This is a genomic window from Streptomyces sp. NPDC002232, from assembly GCF_042890295.1.
In the GTDB taxonomy this organism is placed as follows: Bacteria; Actinomycetota; Actinomycetes; order Streptomycetales; family Streptomycetaceae; genus Streptomyces.
Genome location: NZ_JBIARV010000001.1, coordinates 1277673 through 1295609, shown reverse-complemented (window position 1 = coordinate 1295609; position 17937 = coordinate 1277673). Strand labels below are relative to the sequence as shown.

Sequence of the window (17937 nt, the reverse complement as noted above, 5' to 3'; positions counted from 1 at the left end):
ATCCAGCAATGAGTCGCATGCTTTTCGTGCTCCGCTATCGGGACGGCGAACCGGAGCCCCTCGACATGAAGCTCGTCAGGGAGGTCCTGGAGCCGTACCTCGTCGCCGCGGGCGAGGACCTCACGGAGGGGGTGCTCATCCGGACCGCCGACGGGCACGAGGTCGATGTGGACGTCAACGACGTCTGCGTCTCCGTCAGCCGCTTCCCGACCGGGCAGTTCTTCGACATCCTCGCCCGGTTGGTGGACCGTCTCGGGGCGGCCGTCCTCTCGTCGGACCGGCCGGTGGTCATCCGTGAGGAGCGGGACCGGGCCGGTCTGTCCGAGGACATCCGTGAGGGCGCGGTCGTCGTCGCGGTGACGGGACCGGCCCTGGAAAGCCACTTCACCGGTTCCTGACCGGGAGCCGACGACCACGAAGGGGGTCTGCCCGGTGCTCACGCACCGGGCAGACCCCCTTTCCCGTACGTCCGACGGCGCCGTCAGCCCCTGACGTCCGCGAGCCGCTTCAGCTGGGCCTCGACCACCGGCTCCGGGATCGCGGCGTGCTTCGGGTCCAGCATGTTCACGCCGTAGAAGGCGGCGACGACGCCGCCGCTGCGGACCACGGTGTACGTCATGGGCACCTGCTGCTTGCCGATGTCGCCGGTGATCCGGTAGGCGACGGTCTCGTCGGCGCCCGCGCCGAGCTTCGGCGCCGGGAGGCCCTCGACCTTGCCGTACGTCAGGCCGAGGGTCTTGAAGCCCTTGGGGCAGGCGGTGACGGCGGCGCGGAGTTCGGTCATGACACGGCCGGCGTCGGCTTCCGAGTGGGAGGCGAGCCACATGGAGCCGACGGTGGCGTTCTTGGCGTCGACGGGCTGGAGGGTGCGGTGGGCGGTGCCGACCGCAGGGAGGTGCGTGAAGCCGCCGATCAGGCTGGCGAGGGGCTGGCAGGCCTTGGTGTCGGACCGCATGCCCTTGCCGGCCTCGACCTCGGACCTGGCGATCTTCTTGGCGTCGAATCCGGCGGCTCTTCCGGTGAGGGCGGCCTTTTCGAGCCGCTCCGCGTCGAGCGCGCCGAGGCGCTTCGCCTCCGCGGAATTCTTCCTGTCGGCGCTGCCGGCGGTCGCCTTCGGCTTTTTGTCGCCGGATTCATCGGATTTCCCGCTGCACGCGGACGCCAGAAGCAGGGCCGGGATGACGGCGGCGATCGGAAGGGCCCTGTGCAGTTTCATTTTCTTTTACTTTCCTGGCGTCTCTCGCGGGTGAAGAACAAACGAAATGATCTTACCGGCGGTAGTGCGCCCCTCTCATTACGTTTCGGCGTCGGAGGGGTCCGTCCGGCCGGTCCGCTCAGCCCTTGCCGGACAAGTCCGTCAATTCCGCCAGCTCCCGCTCCAGGTTCTCCCGCGCCCGCCCCTCCCAGACCGCCGCCCCGTACGGGGTGCGGAAGAGGCGGGGGAGGCCGAGGAGGTGGCGCAGGACGGCGGCGCGGCCCTCGCGGAAGGCCTCTTCCGGGATGAAGGCGTACTCCTCGCGGACCGCTGCCGCATACCCCCGGTAGGTGTCCGGGGCGGTGGCGAGGATCGCCAGGTCGGCGTCGCAGAGGGTCTCGCCGTTGAGGTCGCCCGGGGCCGGGTCGTGGCTGATCGTGAGGCGGACCAGGCGGGCCACCTCGGCCACCTCGTGCGGGGTGAGGCCGGCCTCGGTGAGGGCCTTCTCGGCCAGGAGTGCCGAGCGCTCCTCGTTCTCGGAGCGGTCCGGGCGGTAGACGGCGTCGTGGAACCAGGCGGCGAGCCGTACGAGCTCCAGCTCGCCGCCCTCGCCGCCCTGGTCGGTGAGTTCGTCGACGCGGTCGAGGACCGCCCGCAGGTGGTCGACCGTGTGGTAGCGGCGCTGGGGTTCGGCCCAGCGGGACAGCAGGTTCCGGCCGTACGGGGTGGGGTCGGGGCCTTCGCGGCCGGAGCGCGCGGCGCGCAGGGTGGCGTTCCAGCGGCGGAGCAGTGCGGGGTCCTGGTCGGGGTGCGGCGCGCGGTCCTGGTCTGCGGTCATGGGGGCATTCTGCCCGGCCGGGGGTGCGGAGGGAGTGCTTCCCACGCGCCCTCACCTCACTCTTACATACCCCCCATGGGTATGCTACGGTGCTCCGCACAGGTACCCCCTAGGGGTATGCAGCAGCGAGTGAAGGGTCAGGGCAATGTCAACCGTCAATCCCCGGCGCTGGTGGGCACTTGTCGTGCTCGCCGCCGCTCAGTTCATGGTCATCATGGACACCTCGATCATCGGGGTCGCGCTCCCCGAGATGCAGAAGGACCTGGGCTTCTCGCAGAGCGAGCTCCAGTGGATCTTCAACGCCTACGTGATCGTCTTCGGCGGCCTGCTGCTCCTGGGCGGACGCCTCTCCGACCTCGTCGGAGCCCGGAAGATCTTCGTCACCGGCTGGGCGGTCATGATCGCCGGCTCGGTCGTGGCCGCGGCCGCGCAGACCGCCTGGGTCGAGATCGCCGGGCGTGCCGTCCAGGGCGTCGGCGGCGCGCTCATCGCGCCCTCCGCCATGACCCTGCTCATGATGCTCTTCATGCACGACCCGAAGGAGCTCGGCAAGGCGATGGCGCTCTACGGCGCCGCGGCCCCCGCCGGCGGCACCGCGGGCGTCTTCCTCGGCGGTGTCTTCACCGAGTGGATGAGCTGGCAGTGGGTCTTCATCATCTACATCCCGATCGGCCTCGCGACCCTCGCCGCGACCAAGCTCCTGCCGGACGTCCAGTCCCGCCGCGGCTCCGTCGACGTCCTCGGCGCCGTCGCCGTCACCGCCGGTCTCGCGCTCGCCGTCTTCGCCGTCGTCCGCGCCCCCGAGGTCGGCTGGGGCGCCACCGCCACCGTCCTGGAGCTGGCCGGCGCCGCCGTCCTCCTCGTCCTGTTCTTCGTGATCCAGAAGAGCATCCGCGAGCCCCTCATGCCGCTCAGCGTCTGGCGGGTCCCGCGCCTCGGCTCGGCCAACCTGGCGATGACGCTGCTCGGCGCCGCCTGGATCCCGATGTGGTACTTCCTCAACCTGTACCTCCAGCAGGTCCTGGGCTTCGGCGCCTTCGAGTCCGGTGCGGCGCTGCTCCCGATGACCGTGCTCCTCATGATCTTCATGACGGCGATCACGGCCCGGCTCATGATGAAGGTCGGCGCCAAGCCGCTCATCGCCGGCGGTCTGCTCGTCCTCGCCGCGGGCCTGGTCTGGCTCGCCGCCGTCCCGCCCACCGGCTCCTTCCTGGTCGACGTGCTGCCGGCCTCGCTCGTCGCCGCCCTCGGCATGTCCCTCGCCTACATCCCGGCGATGATCGCGGCCATGTCCGGCGCCCCGCAGGAGCAGGCCGGTCTCGCCTCCGGCATCGTCAACACCACCTACAACGTCGGTTCCGCGCTGGGCCTCGCCGCGCTGACCGCCGTCGCCATGTCGCAGGGCGCCGACCAGCTCGGCAACCTGCCGAAGCTGACCGACGGCTTCTCGTCCGCCTTCGTCGGCGCCGCGATCGTCGCCGCCGTCGGCGGTGTCGTCACCCTCCTCGTCATGAAGAGCGACAAGGCCGTCGCGGCGGAGGCCGCCGCCGCGCCCGCGCCGCAGGGCGAGAAGGTCTCGGCCTGAGCCCCGCCCCCGAGGGGCCGCCCGACGTCCGCGCCGCGGACGCCGGGCGGCCCCTTTCCCGTATGTCCCGAATTTCGCGTACTCCGAAAGGAAAGCCGTGGAACTCCGCACCCGCGCCGTGCACGTCGTCAACGAGCCCATGCCCGGCGGCAGCCGGCCGCTCTCCGTCCCCCTCGTGCAGTCCTCCGCCTTCGCCTTCGACTCCGCCGCCGACCTCGCCGACGCGATGGCCGGCCCCGACGGGCGCTACGTCTACAGCCGCCGGGGCAATCCGACCGTCCGGGCCCTGGAGCAGACCCTCGCCGGTCTGGAGGGCGGCGAGGGGGCCATCGCCTTCGCCTCCGGCATGGGCGCGATCAGCGGCGTGCTCCTCGCCCTGCTGCGGCCCGGCGACCGGGTGGTCGCCCAGCGCTGCCTGTACGGCGGGACGCACGCGGTCCTCTCGGACCTGGCCGAGCGGTACGGGATCGAGGTCGTCCGGATATCCGGCGACGACCCGGCCGAGCTGGAGGCCGCCGCCGTGCACCCCGCCACCCGGCTCCTTGTCCTGGAGACGATCGCCAACCCCACCGGCCAGGTCCCCGACCTGCCCGGACTGCTCGCCGCGGCCCGTGCCCTCGGGGTGACGAGCCTGGTCGACAACTCGCTCGCCTCGCCCGTGCTGTGCCGCCCCCTGGAGCTCGGCGCCGACGTCGTCGTCCACTCCACCACCAAGTACCTCTCCGGGCACTCGGACGTCCTCGGCGGCGTCGCCGTCTTCGCCGACGAGGCGCTGCGCCGCGGGGTGTGGCCCCGGACGGTCGAACTCGGCGCCTGCGCCGACCCGTTCGCGGCCTGGCTCACCCTGCGCGGGATCCCGACGCTGCCGCTGCGGATGCGCGAGCACTGCGCCAACGCCGCCGCGCTCGCCGAGCTGTTCGCGGCCCGCGCCGAGGTGGCGGCCGTGTGCTACCCGTGGCGCCCGGACCACCCCTCGTACGACACCGCCCGGAAGGTCCTGGCCGGCGGGGGCGGGCTGCTCTCCGTGCAGCTCGCGGGGGGCCGGGAGGCCGGCCGGGCCTTCATCGAGCGGGTCCGGCTCGCCCGGCTCGCGCTCTCGCTCGGCGGCGTGGAGACGCTCGTCGCCCATCCGGCGTCCACGTCCCATCGCGAGCTGGACGAGGACGCGCTGGCGGCCGCGGGGATCGCTCCGGGGCTCGTGCGGATGTCCGTCGGCATCGAGGACGTCGAGGACCTCTGGGCCGACCTGGAGCAAGCCCTTCAGGACGGGCCACCGGCCCGTCTTTTGGGTTGACAAAATAAAGGGCTGATTCGTAGATTTGGAGGTGCCAGGAAAAGACACTCCTAGGTCAAGGGGGGCGCGCGATGCGCTACTTCGAGGACTTCCGGCCCGGCGACGTCCACGAGCTGGGCACCGTCACCGTCACGGCGGAGGAGGTGCTGGAGTTCGGCAGGCGCTTCGACCCGCAGCCCTTCCACACGGACCCCGGGCTCGCGGAGGAATCCCCGTTCGGCGGACTGATCGCGAGCGGGTTCCACACCCAGGCGATGTTCATGCGGCGCTACGTCGACGGACTGCTCGCCTACAGCGCCTGTACGGGCTCGCCCGGCATCGACGAGGTCCGCTACCTGCGGCCCGTCCGCCCGGGTGACGTGCTCACCGCGCGCGTCGAGATCCTCGGCTCCACCCCGTCGCCGTTCAACCCCGCCACCGGCACCGTCAAGCCGCGGTGCACGCTCGTGGCCCCCGACGGGACGGCCGTGTTCAGCATGATCCTGCACAGCATCTTCCGCCGGCGGCCCGCCGGCTCCGAGGCCGGCCATCTGTCGTCGATGCCCGCGGCCGAGGATCCCGTCGCCTGTGCGCGACCGGCCAAGACCTGTGTCCCGGTCATGAGCGCCTGACGGACCGTCCGTCCGTCGGGCCCCGAGCACGGCCGTCCGTACTTCCCGCAACCCGACCCGAAGGGGGACCTCCTGTGGAGGCCGTATCCCGCACCGCCCAGTGGACCGCCGCCGCGCGCGCCCTGGAGACCGAGCGCGAGGACCGGCTGTTCGCCGATCCCTACGCGCGCACCGTCGCCGACGAGACCGGCTTCGAGCTGCTCGCGCGCTACGACGGGGGCGGCATCGTGCCGTTCCTCGCCATCCGCACCACCTACCTCGACCGGGCCGTCGTGAAGGCCGTGGAGGAGCGCGGCATCCGTCAGGTCGTCTTCCTCGCCGCCGGCATGGACACCCGCTTCTTCCGGCTGCCCTGGCCGGACGGCGTCACCGTCTACGAGCTCGACCGCCCGGCCCTCCTGGAGGCCAAGGCCGAGATGCTCAAGGACGAGCCCCGGCCCGCCGGACGGACCAGGGTCACCGTCCCCGTCGACCTCACCCAGGACTGGACCGGACCCCTGAAGGAGGCCGGCTGGAAGAGCGAGGAGCCCGTCCTGTGGGTGGTCGAGGGCCTGCTGTTCTTCCTGCCGGAGCAGGCCGTACGGACCCTCATCTCGACGCTCTCCGCGCACGCCGCGCCCGGCTCCGTGCTGCTCGGCGACGTCATCTCCAAGTCGGCCCTGGAGAACCCGCTCGCCCGCGCCTTCATGAAAGCCCTGGAGGAGGACGGCAACCCCTGGCTCTTCGGCACCGAGGAGCCCGAGGCGCTGCTCGCCGACTGCGGCTGGGCCGTGCGCGAGGTCAGGCAGCCCGGTGAGGACGGCGCCGCGTTCGGCCGCTGGCCCTACCCGGTCCCGGCCCGCACCGTGCCGCGCGTCCCCCGCTCCTTCCTGTTCACCTGCGACCTGCCGACGTACGAGGAGGAGACGGCCGCATGAGCGCCCACGACTTCCACCAGAGGGTCATCACCGACGCCGGCGCGGCCGTCCGCGGCCTGACCGTCGCCCTCGGCGAGCGCCTCGGCCTCTACCGGGCGCTGGCCGAGCGGGGCCCGCTCACCGCCGCCGCCCTCGCGGCGGCGACCGGCACGGACGAGCGGTACGTCGAGGAGTGGCTGCACGCCCAGCTGTCCGCCGGCTACGTCGAGCGGCACCCCAGCTCCCTCACGTACACGCTCCCCGCCGACCACGTCGAAGTCCTCGCCGACCCCACGGCCGTCACCTACGCCGCCGGGTTCTTCACCGCCCTCAAGGCGCTGTACGCCACGGAGGACCTGCTCGTCGACGCCTACCGCACCGGCGACGGCGTCGGCTGGGCCGAGCACGACGCGGCCCTCGACACCGGCATGGGCTCCTTCTTCCAGCCCACGTACGAGCACAAGCTCGTGCCCGACTGGCTGCCCGCCCTGCACGAGGTCACCGGCAAGCTCGACGCCGGAGGCACCGTCGCCGACGTGGGCTGCGGCGTCGGACACACCACCCTGCTCATCGCGAAGGCCTTCCCGCACGCCACCGTCCACGGCTTCGACTACTCCGAGGAGGCCATCTCCATCGCGCGGGAGCTCGCCGAGGAGGCCGGCCTGTCCGACCGGGTCGTCTTCGAGGTCGCCTCCGCCGACGACTACCCCGGCTCCGGCTACGACCTGGTGTGCTTCTTCAACGCCCTGCACGACATGGGCGACCCGGTCGCCGCCGCCCAGCACGTCCACAAGTCCCTCGACGCGGACGGCACCTGGATGCTCGTCGAGTCCAACGTCTCCCCGCAGGACATCGACACCCAGACCCCCGCCGCCCGCATGTTCATGGCCCTGTCCGCCGTGATGTGCCTGCCCGTCGCGGTCGCCCAGCGCGGCCCGCACGCCCTCGGCAACCACTCCGGCGAGAAGGCCTTCCGGGCCATCGCCGAGGAGGCCGGCTTCACCCGCTGGCGGCGCGCCACCGAGACCCCGGTCAACGCGGTCTACGAAGTCCGGCCGTAACCCCCGAAGTCAGCGAGGAGAACCGTCATGGGCGTTGCCGCCCTGCCCGTCACCGACCGCTTCATGGAAGTCCTGGAGCGCCTCAGCGAGCGTTCCGTCGAGGACTACTACAACCCGTACCAGACCTTCCAGTGGCCCGAGACGCTGGAGGAGGACCGCTTCTGGATGACGCCGGAGCTGCTCACCGTCTACGGCACCGAGCACTACGACACCCTCGGTGAGGAAACGCTTCGGCGCCTGTCGAAGTGGGAGTCCGTCAACTTCTACAGCCTCAACGTGCACGGCATCCGCGAGCTGCTCATCGAGGTCGTCGGCCGCATCCACATGCCCGGCTTCGAGGTCCCCTCGGACTTCTTCCACCACTTCATCGGCGAGGAGAACGAACACATGTGGTTCTTCTCCGAGTTCTGCCGGCGCTACGGCCACAAGATCTACGGCTCCACCGCCATGCGCGCCGACGCGGCCTGGGAGCCCGAGGTCGAGAACTTCCTCGTCTTCACCCGCATCCTCTTCTTCGAGGAGCTCGTCGACCACTACAACGCCCGGATGGCGAAGGACACCTCCCTCTGCCACACCATCCGCGAGGTCAACCGCATCCACCACCAGGACGAGTCCCGCCACATCGCCTTCGGGCGCGAGCTGGTCTCCCTGCTGTACCAGCGGATGTGCCAGGCCGTGAGCGCCGAGCGGGTCCGCGAGGTCGAGGCGTACCTCAAGCGGTACGTCGTCTACAGCATCAACTCGCTCTACAACCCCCACGTGTACAAGGACGCCGGCGTCGCCGACCCGCTCGCCCTGCGCAACGCGCTGATCGCCGACGGCTCCCGCCGCGCCCACGAGCGCAAGGCGATCCGCAAGCCGCTCTCCTTCTTCCTGAAGACGGGGATCTTCGCCGACGACACCCTGCCCGTCCTCTGAGCGACCCCCCTCACCCGAGAGCCCTCACCTGAGAGGTGCACCGACCATGACCGTGACGACCCCCGAGACCGTCGGGGAGACCAGGGGCCTGCCCACCCTCGGCCCGGAGGCGACCCGCCTGCTGCGGCTCCTCGACGACACCTTCGAGGGCTGGGGAGTGGCCGCGGGCGCCCGTCCGATGACCATGCCCCCGCTCCTCCCGGCCGCCGACCTGGCCCGGCTCGACTACTACGACAACTTCCCCCATCAGGCCGTCGTCGCCGCCCCGCTCGACCTGGAGCGCCGCGCGACCACGCCCTTCTCCGCCGAGACCGGCTGCTTCCCGAGCGAGGCGCTCGAACCCGCCGCGCTCGGACTGCCCTCGGCGTCCTGCTACGCCGTCTACCTCACCCACCAGGGCACCCGGGTCGCCGACGACACCCTCGTCACGATCTGCTCCTGGTGCTTCCGCAAGGAGACGCACTACGAGGGCATGCGGCGCCAGCTCGGCTTCCGCATGCGGGAGATCGTCGCCCTCGGCGGCCGTGAGCACGCCGAGGACCACCTCGCCGCGTTCACCACCCGCATCCAGGCCTTCGCGGAGGCCCTCGACCTGCCGCTGCGCAGGGAGGCCGCCTGCGACCCCTTCTTCGACAAGGGCAGCTCCAAGGCGGTCCTCCAGCGCCTCACCCCGGTGAAGCACGAGTTCCTGTACGAGGACCTGGCGATCGCCTCGGTCAACACGCACCGGAACTTCTTCGGCGAGCGCTGCGACATCACCCTGGAGTCCACCGGCGGCCCGGCCTTCACCAGCTGCGTCGCCTTCGGCCTGGAGCGGTGGCTGTCGGCCCTCACCCGCCGGCACGGCGGCTGGGAGGCCGCCACCCGGGCGGTGCTCGACGCCACCCGCGGGGCGTCGGCCGGCACGAGCGTCGCGGCCGGGCCGGTGATCTGACGTGCCGGCCCGTCCCGCCGCCCCGCCGGCGGGCGGCCTGGGGTGGGCGAACCTCGGCATGGACATCGTGTCCGTCAACCGTGTCCGCAGGCTCCTCGCCCAGTACGGGGAGCGGTTCTTCGAGCGGATGCTCACCCCCGGCGAGCTCGCCGACTGCCGCACCTCCTCCGGGCTCGACGTCCTGAGCCTCTGCGGACGGATCGCGGCGAAGGAAGCGGCGTTCAAGACCTTACGGGTCCGCGGCCGGTTCCTGCCGTGGCCGGACATCGTGGTGCGGCGCTCCGAGGGCGGCTGGCCGCTCGTGGAGCTGCACCGGACGGCCGCCGAGATGGCGGCGGAGTCCGGCATCACCGAGATCACCGTGTCCATCAGCCACGACGTGGACTACGCGGTCGCGGTCGCCGCGCCGATCATCGCCCCCACCCCTTACGTATCCCACAGCAGCTGACAAGGAGCGCAACCATGGCCGACGGCCTGCAGACGGTGAAGAGCTGGATCCTCGAGCGTCACCCCGAGCGCGACGACATCGCGTCCGACCTGGACCTGATCGAGAACCGCCTCATCGACTCGCTGTCCTTCGTCGAGTTCGTCTTCCTCCTGGAGCAGGAGAGCGGCACCGCCATCCAGATGGAGACCCTGGAGGTCGACTCCATCCGCACCCTCGGCGCCATCGAGCAGCACTTCTTCAAGACCCCGGCGGAGGCCCAGGCATGAGCCGCCGCCTCTTCACCTCGGAGTCCGTGACCGAGGGGCACCCCGACAAGATCGCCGACCGGATCAGCGACACCATCCTCGACGCCCTGCTCGCCGAGGACCCGCACTCCCGGGTCGCGGTGGAGACCCTGATCACCACCGGCCAGGTCCACATCGCCGGCGAGGTCACCACCTCCGCGTACGCGCCGATAGCCCAGCTGGTGCGCGAGGCCGTCCTCGACATCGGCTACGACTCCTCCGCGAAGGGCTTCGACGGCGCCTCCTGCGGCGTGTCGGTGTCCATCGGGGCGCAGTCCCCGGACATCGCGCAGGGCGTCGACACCGCGCACGAGGCCCGCGTCGGCGGCGCGGACGACGAGCTGGCGGCCCAGGGCGCCGGCGACCAGGGCCTGATGTTCGGCTACGCCTGCGACGACACGGCCGAGCTGATGCCGCTGCCGATCGCACTCGCCCACCGTCTGTCCCGGCGGCTGACCGAGGTCCGCAAGGACGGCACCGTGCCCTACCTGCGGCCGGACGGCAAGACGCAGGTCACCATCGAGTACGACGGGGACCGCCCGGTTCGCCTGGACACGGTCGTCGTCTCCTCGCAGCACGCGGCCGACATCTCCGTCGACGGCCTGCTCACCCCGGACGTCCGCGAGTACGTCGTCGAGCACGTCCTGAAGCAGCTCGCCGAGGAGGGCGTCGGCCTGGAGTCCGACGGCTACCGGCTCCTGGTCAACCCGACCGGGCGCTTCGAGGTCGGCGGCCCGATGGGCGACGCCGGACTCACCGGCCGGAAGATCATCATCGACACGTACGGCGGGATGGCCCGGCACGGCGGCGGCGCCTTCTCCGGCAAGGACCCGTCGAAGGTGGACCGCTCGGCGGCCTACGCGATGCGCTGGGTCGCGAAGAACGTCGTCGCGGCCGGTCTCGCCCGCCGCTGCGAGGTGCAGGTCGCGTACGCGATCGGCAAGGCGGAGCCGGTCGGCCTCTTCGTCGAGACCTTCGGCACCGGCACCCTCCCCGACGAGACGATCCAGGAGGCGGTGTCGGCCGTCTTCGACCTGAGGCCGGCGGCGATCATCCGCGACCTGGACCTCAAGCGGCCCGTCTACGCGGCGACCGCGGCGTACGGCCACTTCGGACGCGAGCTGCCCGAGTTCACCTGGGAGCGCACCGACCGCGTGGCGGCCCTCAAGAAGGCGGCGGGGGCTTAGGGCATGCGCCTCGCTGTCACGGGATCCATCGCGACCGACCATCTGATGACCTTCCCCGGCTGGTTCAGCGAGCAGCTGCTCGCCGACCGGCTCGACCGGGTCTCCCTGTCGTTCCTCGCCGACAACCTGGAGGTCAGGCGCGGCGGAGTGGCAGCGAACATCGCCTTCGGACTCGGCGTCCTCGGCCTGCGGCCCGTCCTCGTGGGCGCGGTCGGCGCCGACTTCGAGCCGTACCGGGTCTGGCTCAAGGAGCACGGTGTGGACACCGACGCGGTGCGCGTCAGCGCGTCGCTCCACACCGCCCGCTTCGTCTGTACCACCGACCGGGCCCAGAACCAGATCGCCACCTTCTACGCCGGGGCGATGGCCGAGGCGCGCGAGATCGACCTCCGCGAGGTCGTGGCGCGCACCGGTCGCCTGGAGCTGGTCCTGGTCTCCCCGGACGACCCCGAGGCCATGCTCCGGCACACCCGCACCTGCCGTGACCTGGGGATCCCCTTCGCCGCCGATCCGTCGCAGCAGCTGGCGCGGCTCGACGGGGCAGAGGTGCGGGAGCTGGTGGACGGGGCCCGGTTCCTCTTCACCAACGAGTACGAGACGGCTCTCCTCCTGGAGAAGTCCGGCTGGACGGAGGCCGAGGTGCTGCGCCGGGTCACCACCTGGGTCACCACCCACGGCGAGGCCGGCGTCCGCATCCGGGGCGAGGGCCGCGACCCGCTCGCCGTCCCGGCGGTGGAGGTCCCGGCCGTCGTCGACCCGACCGGTGTCGGGGACGCCTTCCGGGCCGGTTTCCTCGCCGCGACCCTGTGGGGCGTGCCCGAGCGGTGCGCGGCGCAGCTGGGCTGCGCGGTCGCGGCGACCGTCCTCGACTACGTCGGGACGCAGGAGTACCGGCTGCACCGGGACTCCCTCCTGGACCGGATCAGGACGACGTACGGGGTGGGCTGCACGGCCACCCTGGTCACCCATCTGAGGGGGCTCACATGAGACGGTCCCTGCGCGAGGAGTTCGCCACGCGGGTCGTCGTCGCCGACGGGGCGATGGGCACGATGCTCCAGGCCGCCGACCCGTCGATGGACGACTTCCGGAACCTGGAGGGCTGCAACGAGATCCTCAACCTCACGCGCCCCGACGTCGTCGCGGCCGTCCACGACGCCTACTTCGCCGTCGGCGTCGACTGCGTCGAGACCAACACCTTCGGGGCGAACCTCGCCGCGCTCGCCGAGTACGGCATCGAGAACCAGGTGTACGAGCTGTCCGAGGCCGGCGCCCGGATCGCCCGCGCCTCCGCCGACGCCCACACGGCCGGCGACGGGCGGCCCCGCTGGGTCCTCGGCTCCATGGGGCCCGGCACGAAGCTGCCGACCCTCGGGCACGTCCCGTACGAGCCCCTCCGGGACGCCTTCCAGCAGAACGCGGAGGGCCTGATCCGGGGCGGCGCCGACGCCCTGCTCATCGAGACCTCGCAGGACCTGCTCCAGACGAAGGCGGCCGTCATCGGCGCCCGCCGGGCCCTGGACTGGGTCGGCGCGGACCTCCCGGTGATCGTCCAGGTCACCGTGGAGACGACCGGGACGATGCTGCTCGGCTCGGAGATCGGGGCGGCGCTGACCGCGCTCGAACCGCTGGGCATCGACATGATCGGGCTGAACTGCGCGACGGGCCCGGTGGAGATGGCCGAGCACCTGCGGCACCTGTCGCGGCACGCGCGGATCCCGATCTCGGTGATGCCGAACGCGGGCCTGCCGGTGCTGACCTCGGACGGCGCGCACTATCCGCTGTCGCCGACCGAACTGGCGGACGCCCAGGAGCAGTTCGTGCGGGAGTACGGGCCGGCCCTGGTGGGCGGCTGCTGCGGCACGACCCCGGAGCACCTGCGGGAGATCGTGGAGCGGGTGCGGGGCGCCGCCGTCCTGGAGCGGCGCCCGGTCACGGAGCCGGGCGCGTCCTCGCTGTACAGCCACGTGCCGTTCCGGCAGGACACCTCGTACCTGGCGATCGGCGAGCGGACGAACGCCAACGGCTCGAAGAAGTTCCGCGAGGCCATGCTCGAAGGCCGCTGGGACGACTGCGTCGAGATGGCCCGCGACCAGATCCGCGAGGGCGCGCACCTGCTCGACCTGTGCGTCGACTACGTGGGCCGGGACGGCGCCGCGGACATGGCGGAGCTGGCGGGGCGGTTCGCGACCGCCTCCACGCTGCCGATCGTGCTGGACTCCACCGAGGTGGGGGTGCTGCGGGCCGGTCTGGAGAAGCTCGGCGGGCGGGCCGTCATCAACTCGGTGAACTACGAGGACGGCGACGGCCCCGAGTCCCGCTTCGCGCAGGTCACCGCGCTCGCCAAGGAGCACGGCGCGGCGCTCATGGCGCTCACCATCGACGAGGAGGGGCAGGCGCGGACGGCCGAGCACAAGGTCGCGATCGCCGAGCGGCTCATCGGCGACCTCACGGGCAACTGGGGGATCAGGGAGTCGGACATCCTGATCGACGCCCTGACCTTCACGATCTGCACGGGTCAGGAGGAGTCCCGCAAGGACGGCGTCGCCACGATCGAGGCGATCCGCGAGCTGAAGCGCCGCCACCCCGAGGTCCAGACGACGCTCGGCCTGTCGAACATCTCCTTCGGGCTCAACCCGGCGGCGCGGATCGTCCTCAACTCGGTCTTCCTCGACGAATGCGTGAAGGCCGGGCTGGACTCCGCGATCGTGCACGCGTCGAAGATCCTGCCGATCGCCCGCCTGGAGCCGGAGCAGGTCGAGGTCGCGCTCGACCTGATCCACGACCGCCGGCGGGAGGGGTACGACCCGCTCCAGCGGCTCCTGGAGCTGTTCGAGGGCGCGACGGCGCAGTCGCTCAAGGCCGGAAAGGCGGAGGAGCTGCTCGCGCTGCCGCTGGACGAGCGGCTGAAGCGGCGGATCGTCGACGGCGAGAAGAACGGCCTGGAGGCCGACCTCGACGAGGCCCTGACCGCGCGTCCCGCGCTGGAGATCGTCAACGAGATCCTGCTCGACGGCATGAAGACGGTCGGCGAGCTCTTCGGCTCGGGTCAGATGCAGCTGCCGTTCGTGCTCCAGTCCGCCGAGGTCATGAAGACGGCGGTGGCCCACCTGGAGCCGCACATGGAGAAGTCGGACGCGGACGGCAAGGGCACGATCGTCCTGGCCACCGTGCGCGGCGACGTCCACGACATCGGCAAGAACCTGGTCGACATCATCCTGTCCAACAACGGCTACAACGTCGTCAACATCGGCATCAAGCAGCCGGTCTCCGCGATCCTGGAGGCCGCGGAGGAACACAGGGCGGACGTCATCGGCATGTCCGGTCTCCTGGTCAAGTCCACCGTGATCATGAAGGAGAACCTGGAGGAGCTGAACGGCCGGGGACTGGCGTCCCGCTTCCCCGTGATCCTCGGCGGCGCCGCCCTCACCCGCGCCTACGTCGAGCAGGACCTCCACGAGATCTACCAGGGCGAGGTCCGCTACGCCCGCGACGCCTTCGAGGGCCTGCGCCTCATGGACGCCCTCATGGGCGTCAAGCGCGGCGTCCCCGGGGCCACCCTGCCGCCGCTGAAACAGCGCAGGGTGCCGAAGCGGACCGCCCCCCTGGTCGAGGTCCGGGAGCCCGAGCCGGCCGGACGCTCCGACGTCGCCGCCGACAACCCCGTACCCGAGCCCCCCTTCCTCGGGACGAAGGTCACCACCGGCATCCCCCTCGCCGCGTACGCCCCCTGGCTCGACGAGACCGCCCTCTTCAAGGGCCAGTGGGGGCTGAAGGACGACGCGACCATCGAGACCGAGGGCAGGCCGAGGCTGCGGGCCCTGCTCGACCGGATCGAACGCGAGCGTCTCGTCGAAGCGGCCGTCGTCCACGGCTGGTTCCCCTGTGTGTCCAAGGGCGACGACCTGATCGTCCTGGACGAGGACGGAGGCGAGCGGACCCGCTTCTCCTTCCCCCGCCAGCAGCGGGGCCGCCGCCTCTGCCTGGCCGACTTCCACCGCGCCGAGGAATCCGGCGAGGTGGACGCGGTCGCCCTCCAGGTCGTCACCGTCGGATCCCGGATCGGCGAGGAGACCGCCCGGCTCTTCGCCGCCGACTCCTACCGCGACTACCTGGAACTCCACGGCCTGTCCGTCCAGCTGGCCGAAGCCCTGGCCGAGTACTGGCACGCCCGGGTCCGCGAGGACTGGGGCATCGGCGCCGGGGACCCGGCCGGCCTGGAGGGGATGCTGCGCACCGAGTACCAGGGCTGCCGCTACTCCCTCGGCTACCCGGCCTGCCCCGACCTGGAGGACCGGGCGAAGATCGCCGCGCTGCTCCGGCCGGAGCGCATCGGGGTCGTGCTGTCGGAGGAGTACCAGCTGCACCCCGAGCAGTCCACGGACGCGATCGTCGTCCACCACCCCGAGGCGAGCTACTTCAACGCGGGAGGCCGCAGGTGAACCCCACGTACTCCTTCGAGTTCTTCCCGCCGAAGACCGACCGGGGCGAACAGACCCTGTGGGACGCGATCCGGCGCGTGGAGGCGCTCGCGCCGGACTTCGTCTCCGTGACGTACGGCGCGGGCGGGTCGTCCCGCGACCGGACGATCGACGTCACGCAGCGGATCGTGACGGAGACGACCCTGCGGCCGGTCGCGCACCTGACGGCCGTCGGGCACTCCGTCGCCGAACTGCGGTCCATCATCGGCGCCTACGCCGACGCCGGGGTCCGGGACGTCCTCGTGCTGCGCGGCGACCCGCCGGGCGACCCGCGCGGCACCTGGACCCCGCACCCGAAGGGCTTCCGGTACGCGTACGAACTCGTCGAGCTGGTGCGCTCGCTGGGCGACTTCCGGATCGGGGTGGCGGCCTTCCCGGAGGGCCACCCCCGGTCCCGCCACGCCCCGGACGACCTCGCGCACTTCGTCGCCAAGTGCCGGGCGGGCGCGGACTACGCCATCACGCAGATGTTCTTCGACGCCGAGGACTACCTGCGGCTGCGCGACCGGGTCGCCGCCGCCGGCTGCGACACCCCGATCATCCCGGAGATCATGCCGGCCACCGACGTCCGCCAGATCCGGCGCTTCGCCGAGCTGTCGGACGCCGCCTTCCCCGAGGACCTGGCGCACCGCCTGGAGGCGGCGAAGGACGACCCGGCCGCGGCGTACCGCACCGGGGTCGAGCACGCGACCGCGATGGGCCTGCGGCTGCTCGACGAGGGTGCGCCGGGCCTGCACTACATCACGCTCAACAAGTCGACGGCGGCCCTGGAAATCCATCGAACCATCATGAGTGCAAGGAGAGTTGCAGCGCATGTCTGACTTCACCGACTTCAAGGTCGCCGACATCGGCCTCGCGGACTTCGGCCGCAAGGAGATCACGCTGGCCGAGCACGAGATGCCGGGCCTGATGGCCATCCGCCGCGAGTACGCCGAGCGGCAGCCGCTGGCCGGGGCGCGGATCACCGGCTCCCTCCACATGACGGTGCAGACGGCCGTCCTGATCGAGACGCTGGTGGCGCTGGGTGCCGAGGTCCGCTGGGTGTCCTGCAACATCTACTCCACCCAGGACCACGCGGCGGCCGCGATCGCCGCCGCCGGCATCCCGGTCTTCGCCTGGAAGGGCGAGACGCTGGAGGAGTACTGGTGGTGCACGGAGCAGGCGCTGACCTGGCCGGGCGCGGACGGGCCGAACATGATCCTGGACGACGGAGGGGACGCGACGCTGCTCGTCCACAAGGGCGTGGAGCACCGCAAGACGGGTGTGCTGCCGGAGGCGTCGAACGAGGAACTGGCCGTCGTCCGCGCCCTCCTGGAGCGCACGGAGCTGGACTGGCCGGCGATCGCGGCGTCGATCCGGGGCGTGACGGAGGAGACCACGACGGGCGTCCACCGGCTGTACGAGATGCACCGCGACGGCGAGCTGCTCTTCCCGGCGATCAACGTGAACGACGCGGTGACGAAGTCGAAGTTCGACAACAAGTACGGCTGCCGCCACTCCCTGATCGACGGCATCAACCGCGCCACCGATGTCCTCGTCGGCGGCAAGACGGCCGTCGTCTGCGGCTACGGCGACGTCGGCAAGGGGTCGGCGGAGTCGCTGCGGGGCCAGGGCGCCCGGGTGATCGTCACGGAGATCGACCCGATCTGCGCGCTCCAGGCGGCGATGGACGGCTACCAGGTCGCCACCCTGGAGGACGTGGTGGAGACGGCCGACCTCTTCATCACGACGACGGGCAACAAGGACATCATCATGGCGTCCGACATCGCCCGCATGAAGCACCAGGCGATCGTGGGGAACATCGGCCACTTCGACAACGAGATCGACATGGCGGGGCTCGCGCGGATCCCCGGGATCGTGAAGGACGAGGTGAAGCCGCAGGTCCACACGTGGACGTTCGAGGACGGCAAGGTCGTCATCGTGCTGTCCGAGGGCCGGCTGCTGAACCTCGGCAACGCGACCGGTCACCCGTCCTTCGTGATGTCGAACTCCTTCGCGGACCAGACCCTGGCCCAGATCGAGCTCTTCACGAAGACGTCCGACTACCCGGTGGGCGTGTACACGCTCCCGAAGCACCTGGACGAGAAGGTCGCCCGCCTCCACCTGGAGGCGCTCGGCGTCCGCCTGACGACGCTCCGCCCCGAGCAGGCGTCGTACATCGGGGTCCCGGTCGAGGGGCCGTACAAGCCGGACCACTACCGCTACTGA

At 71.4% G+C, this 17937-nt stretch carries 17 protein-coding genes; 15 read left to right on the top strand and 2 right to left on the bottom strand.

The window, feature by feature from the left end; genetic code table 11:
• Positions 1 to 8 precede the first annotated feature (8 nt).
• On the top strand, positions 9 to 398 hold the full coding sequence (locus ACFYXU_RS05955; RefSeq protein WP_389456624.1) for a hypothetical protein: 390 nt from the start codon (positions 9 to 11) through the stop codon (positions 396 to 398).
• Positions 399 to 481: 83 nt separating this feature from the next.
• Here the strand turns inward: ACFYXU_RS05955 and ACFYXU_RS05950 are convergent, their stop codons facing one another.
• Positions 482 to 1216, bottom strand: a complete 735-nt coding sequence (locus ACFYXU_RS05950) for a hypothetical protein (RefSeq protein ID WP_389456622.1) — start codon at positions 1214 to 1216, stop codon at positions 482 to 484.
• 118 nt (positions 1217 to 1334) lie between these two features.
• Positions 1335 to 2033 (bottom strand): hypothetical protein, encoded by a 699-nt coding sequence (locus ACFYXU_RS05945; protein ID WP_389456620.1) that lies wholly within the window; start codon positions 2031 to 2033, stop codon positions 1335 to 1337.
• Positions 2034 to 2178: 145 nt separating this feature from the next.
• Here ACFYXU_RS05945 and ACFYXU_RS05940 point away from each other — a divergent pair, with 145 nt between their 5' ends.
• The 14 genes from ACFYXU_RS05940 to ahcY all read left to right on the top strand — a co-directional run bounded on the left by ACFYXU_RS05940 (position 2179) and on the right by ahcY (position 17937).
• Positions 2179 to 3618, top strand: coding sequence for an MFS transporter (locus tag ACFYXU_RS05940; protein ID WP_361392884.1), 1440 nt, complete (start codon positions 2179 to 2181; stop codon positions 3616 to 3618).
• A 97-nt stretch (positions 3619 to 3715) separates the two neighbouring features.
• Complete coding sequence (locus tag ACFYXU_RS05935; protein ID WP_376507319.1) at positions 3716 to 4912, top strand: trans-sulfuration enzyme family protein; 1197 nt, start codon at positions 3716 to 3718, stop codon at positions 4910 to 4912.
• 71 nt (positions 4913 to 4983) lie between these two features.
• The gene (locus tag ACFYXU_RS05930; RefSeq protein ID WP_329851393.1) at positions 4984 to 5523 is read left to right on the top strand and encodes a MaoC family dehydratase; all 540 of its coding nucleotides are present in this window, start codon (positions 4984 to 4986) and stop codon (positions 5521 to 5523) included.
• 74 nt (positions 5524 to 5597) lie between these two features.
• Entirely contained in the window at positions 5598 to 6440 is an 843-nt protein-coding gene (locus ACFYXU_RS05925; RefSeq protein ID WP_389407580.1) for a class I SAM-dependent methyltransferase, read from the top strand.
• Positions 6437 to 7480: a class I SAM-dependent methyltransferase gene (locus ACFYXU_RS05920; protein WP_389456617.1), complete on the top strand. Its 1044-nt coding sequence runs from the start codon at positions 6437 to 6439 to the stop codon at positions 7478 to 7480. Before ACFYXU_RS05925 ends, ACFYXU_RS05920 begins: the two co-directional genes overlap by 4 nt.
• A gap of 27 nt (positions 7481 to 7507) precedes the next feature.
• Positions 7508 to 8398: a diiron oxygenase gene (locus tag ACFYXU_RS05915; RefSeq protein ID WP_361392889.1), complete on the top strand. Its 891-nt coding sequence runs from the start codon at positions 7508 to 7510 to the stop codon at positions 8396 to 8398.
• A gap of 46 nt (positions 8399 to 8444) precedes the next feature.
• Positions 8445 to 9332 carry a hypothetical protein gene (locus ACFYXU_RS05910; protein WP_329851387.1) on the top strand — a complete coding sequence of 296 codons (888 nt, stop codon included), beginning with the start codon at positions 8445 to 8447 and terminating at the stop codon, positions 9330 to 9332.
• Position 9333: 1 nt separating this feature from the next.
• Positions 9334 to 9780: a holo-ACP synthase gene (gene acpS, locus ACFYXU_RS05905; RefSeq protein WP_361392891.1), complete on the top strand. Its 447-nt coding sequence runs from the start codon at positions 9334 to 9336 to the stop codon at positions 9778 to 9780.
• A gap of 14 nt (positions 9781 to 9794) precedes the next feature.
• Positions 9795 to 10046, top strand: a complete 252-nt coding sequence (locus ACFYXU_RS05900) for an acyl carrier protein (RefSeq protein ID WP_329851384.1) — start codon at positions 9795 to 9797, stop codon at positions 10044 to 10046.
• Positions 10043 to 11251 carry a methionine adenosyltransferase gene (gene metK / locus ACFYXU_RS05895; RefSeq protein WP_389456615.1) on the top strand — a complete coding sequence of 403 codons (1209 nt, stop codon included), beginning with the start codon at positions 10043 to 10045 and terminating at the stop codon, positions 11249 to 11251. Before ACFYXU_RS05900 ends, metK begins: the two co-directional genes overlap by 4 nt.
• A gap of 3 nt (positions 11252 to 11254) precedes the next feature.
• The gene (locus ACFYXU_RS05890; protein WP_361392895.1) at positions 11255 to 12238 is read left to right on the top strand and encodes a carbohydrate kinase family protein; all 984 of its coding nucleotides are present in this window, start codon (positions 11255 to 11257) and stop codon (positions 12236 to 12238) included.
• Entirely contained in the window at positions 12235 to 15690 is a 3456-nt protein-coding gene (gene metH, locus ACFYXU_RS05885) for a methionine synthase (RefSeq protein ID WP_389456613.1), read from the top strand. The genes ACFYXU_RS05890 and metH overlap by 4 nt, the downstream gene beginning before the upstream one ends.
• Entirely contained in the window at positions 15687 to 16550 is an 864-nt protein-coding gene (gene metF, locus ACFYXU_RS05880; RefSeq protein WP_389407577.1) for a methylenetetrahydrofolate reductase [NAD(P)H], read from the top strand. The genes metH and metF overlap by 4 nt, the downstream gene beginning before the upstream one ends.
• Positions 16543 to 17937 carry an adenosylhomocysteinase gene (gene ahcY / locus ACFYXU_RS05875; RefSeq protein ID WP_361392901.1) on the top strand — a complete coding sequence of 465 codons (1395 nt, stop codon included), beginning with the start codon at positions 16543 to 16545 and terminating at the stop codon, positions 17935 to 17937. The genes metF and ahcY overlap by 8 nt, the downstream gene beginning before the upstream one ends.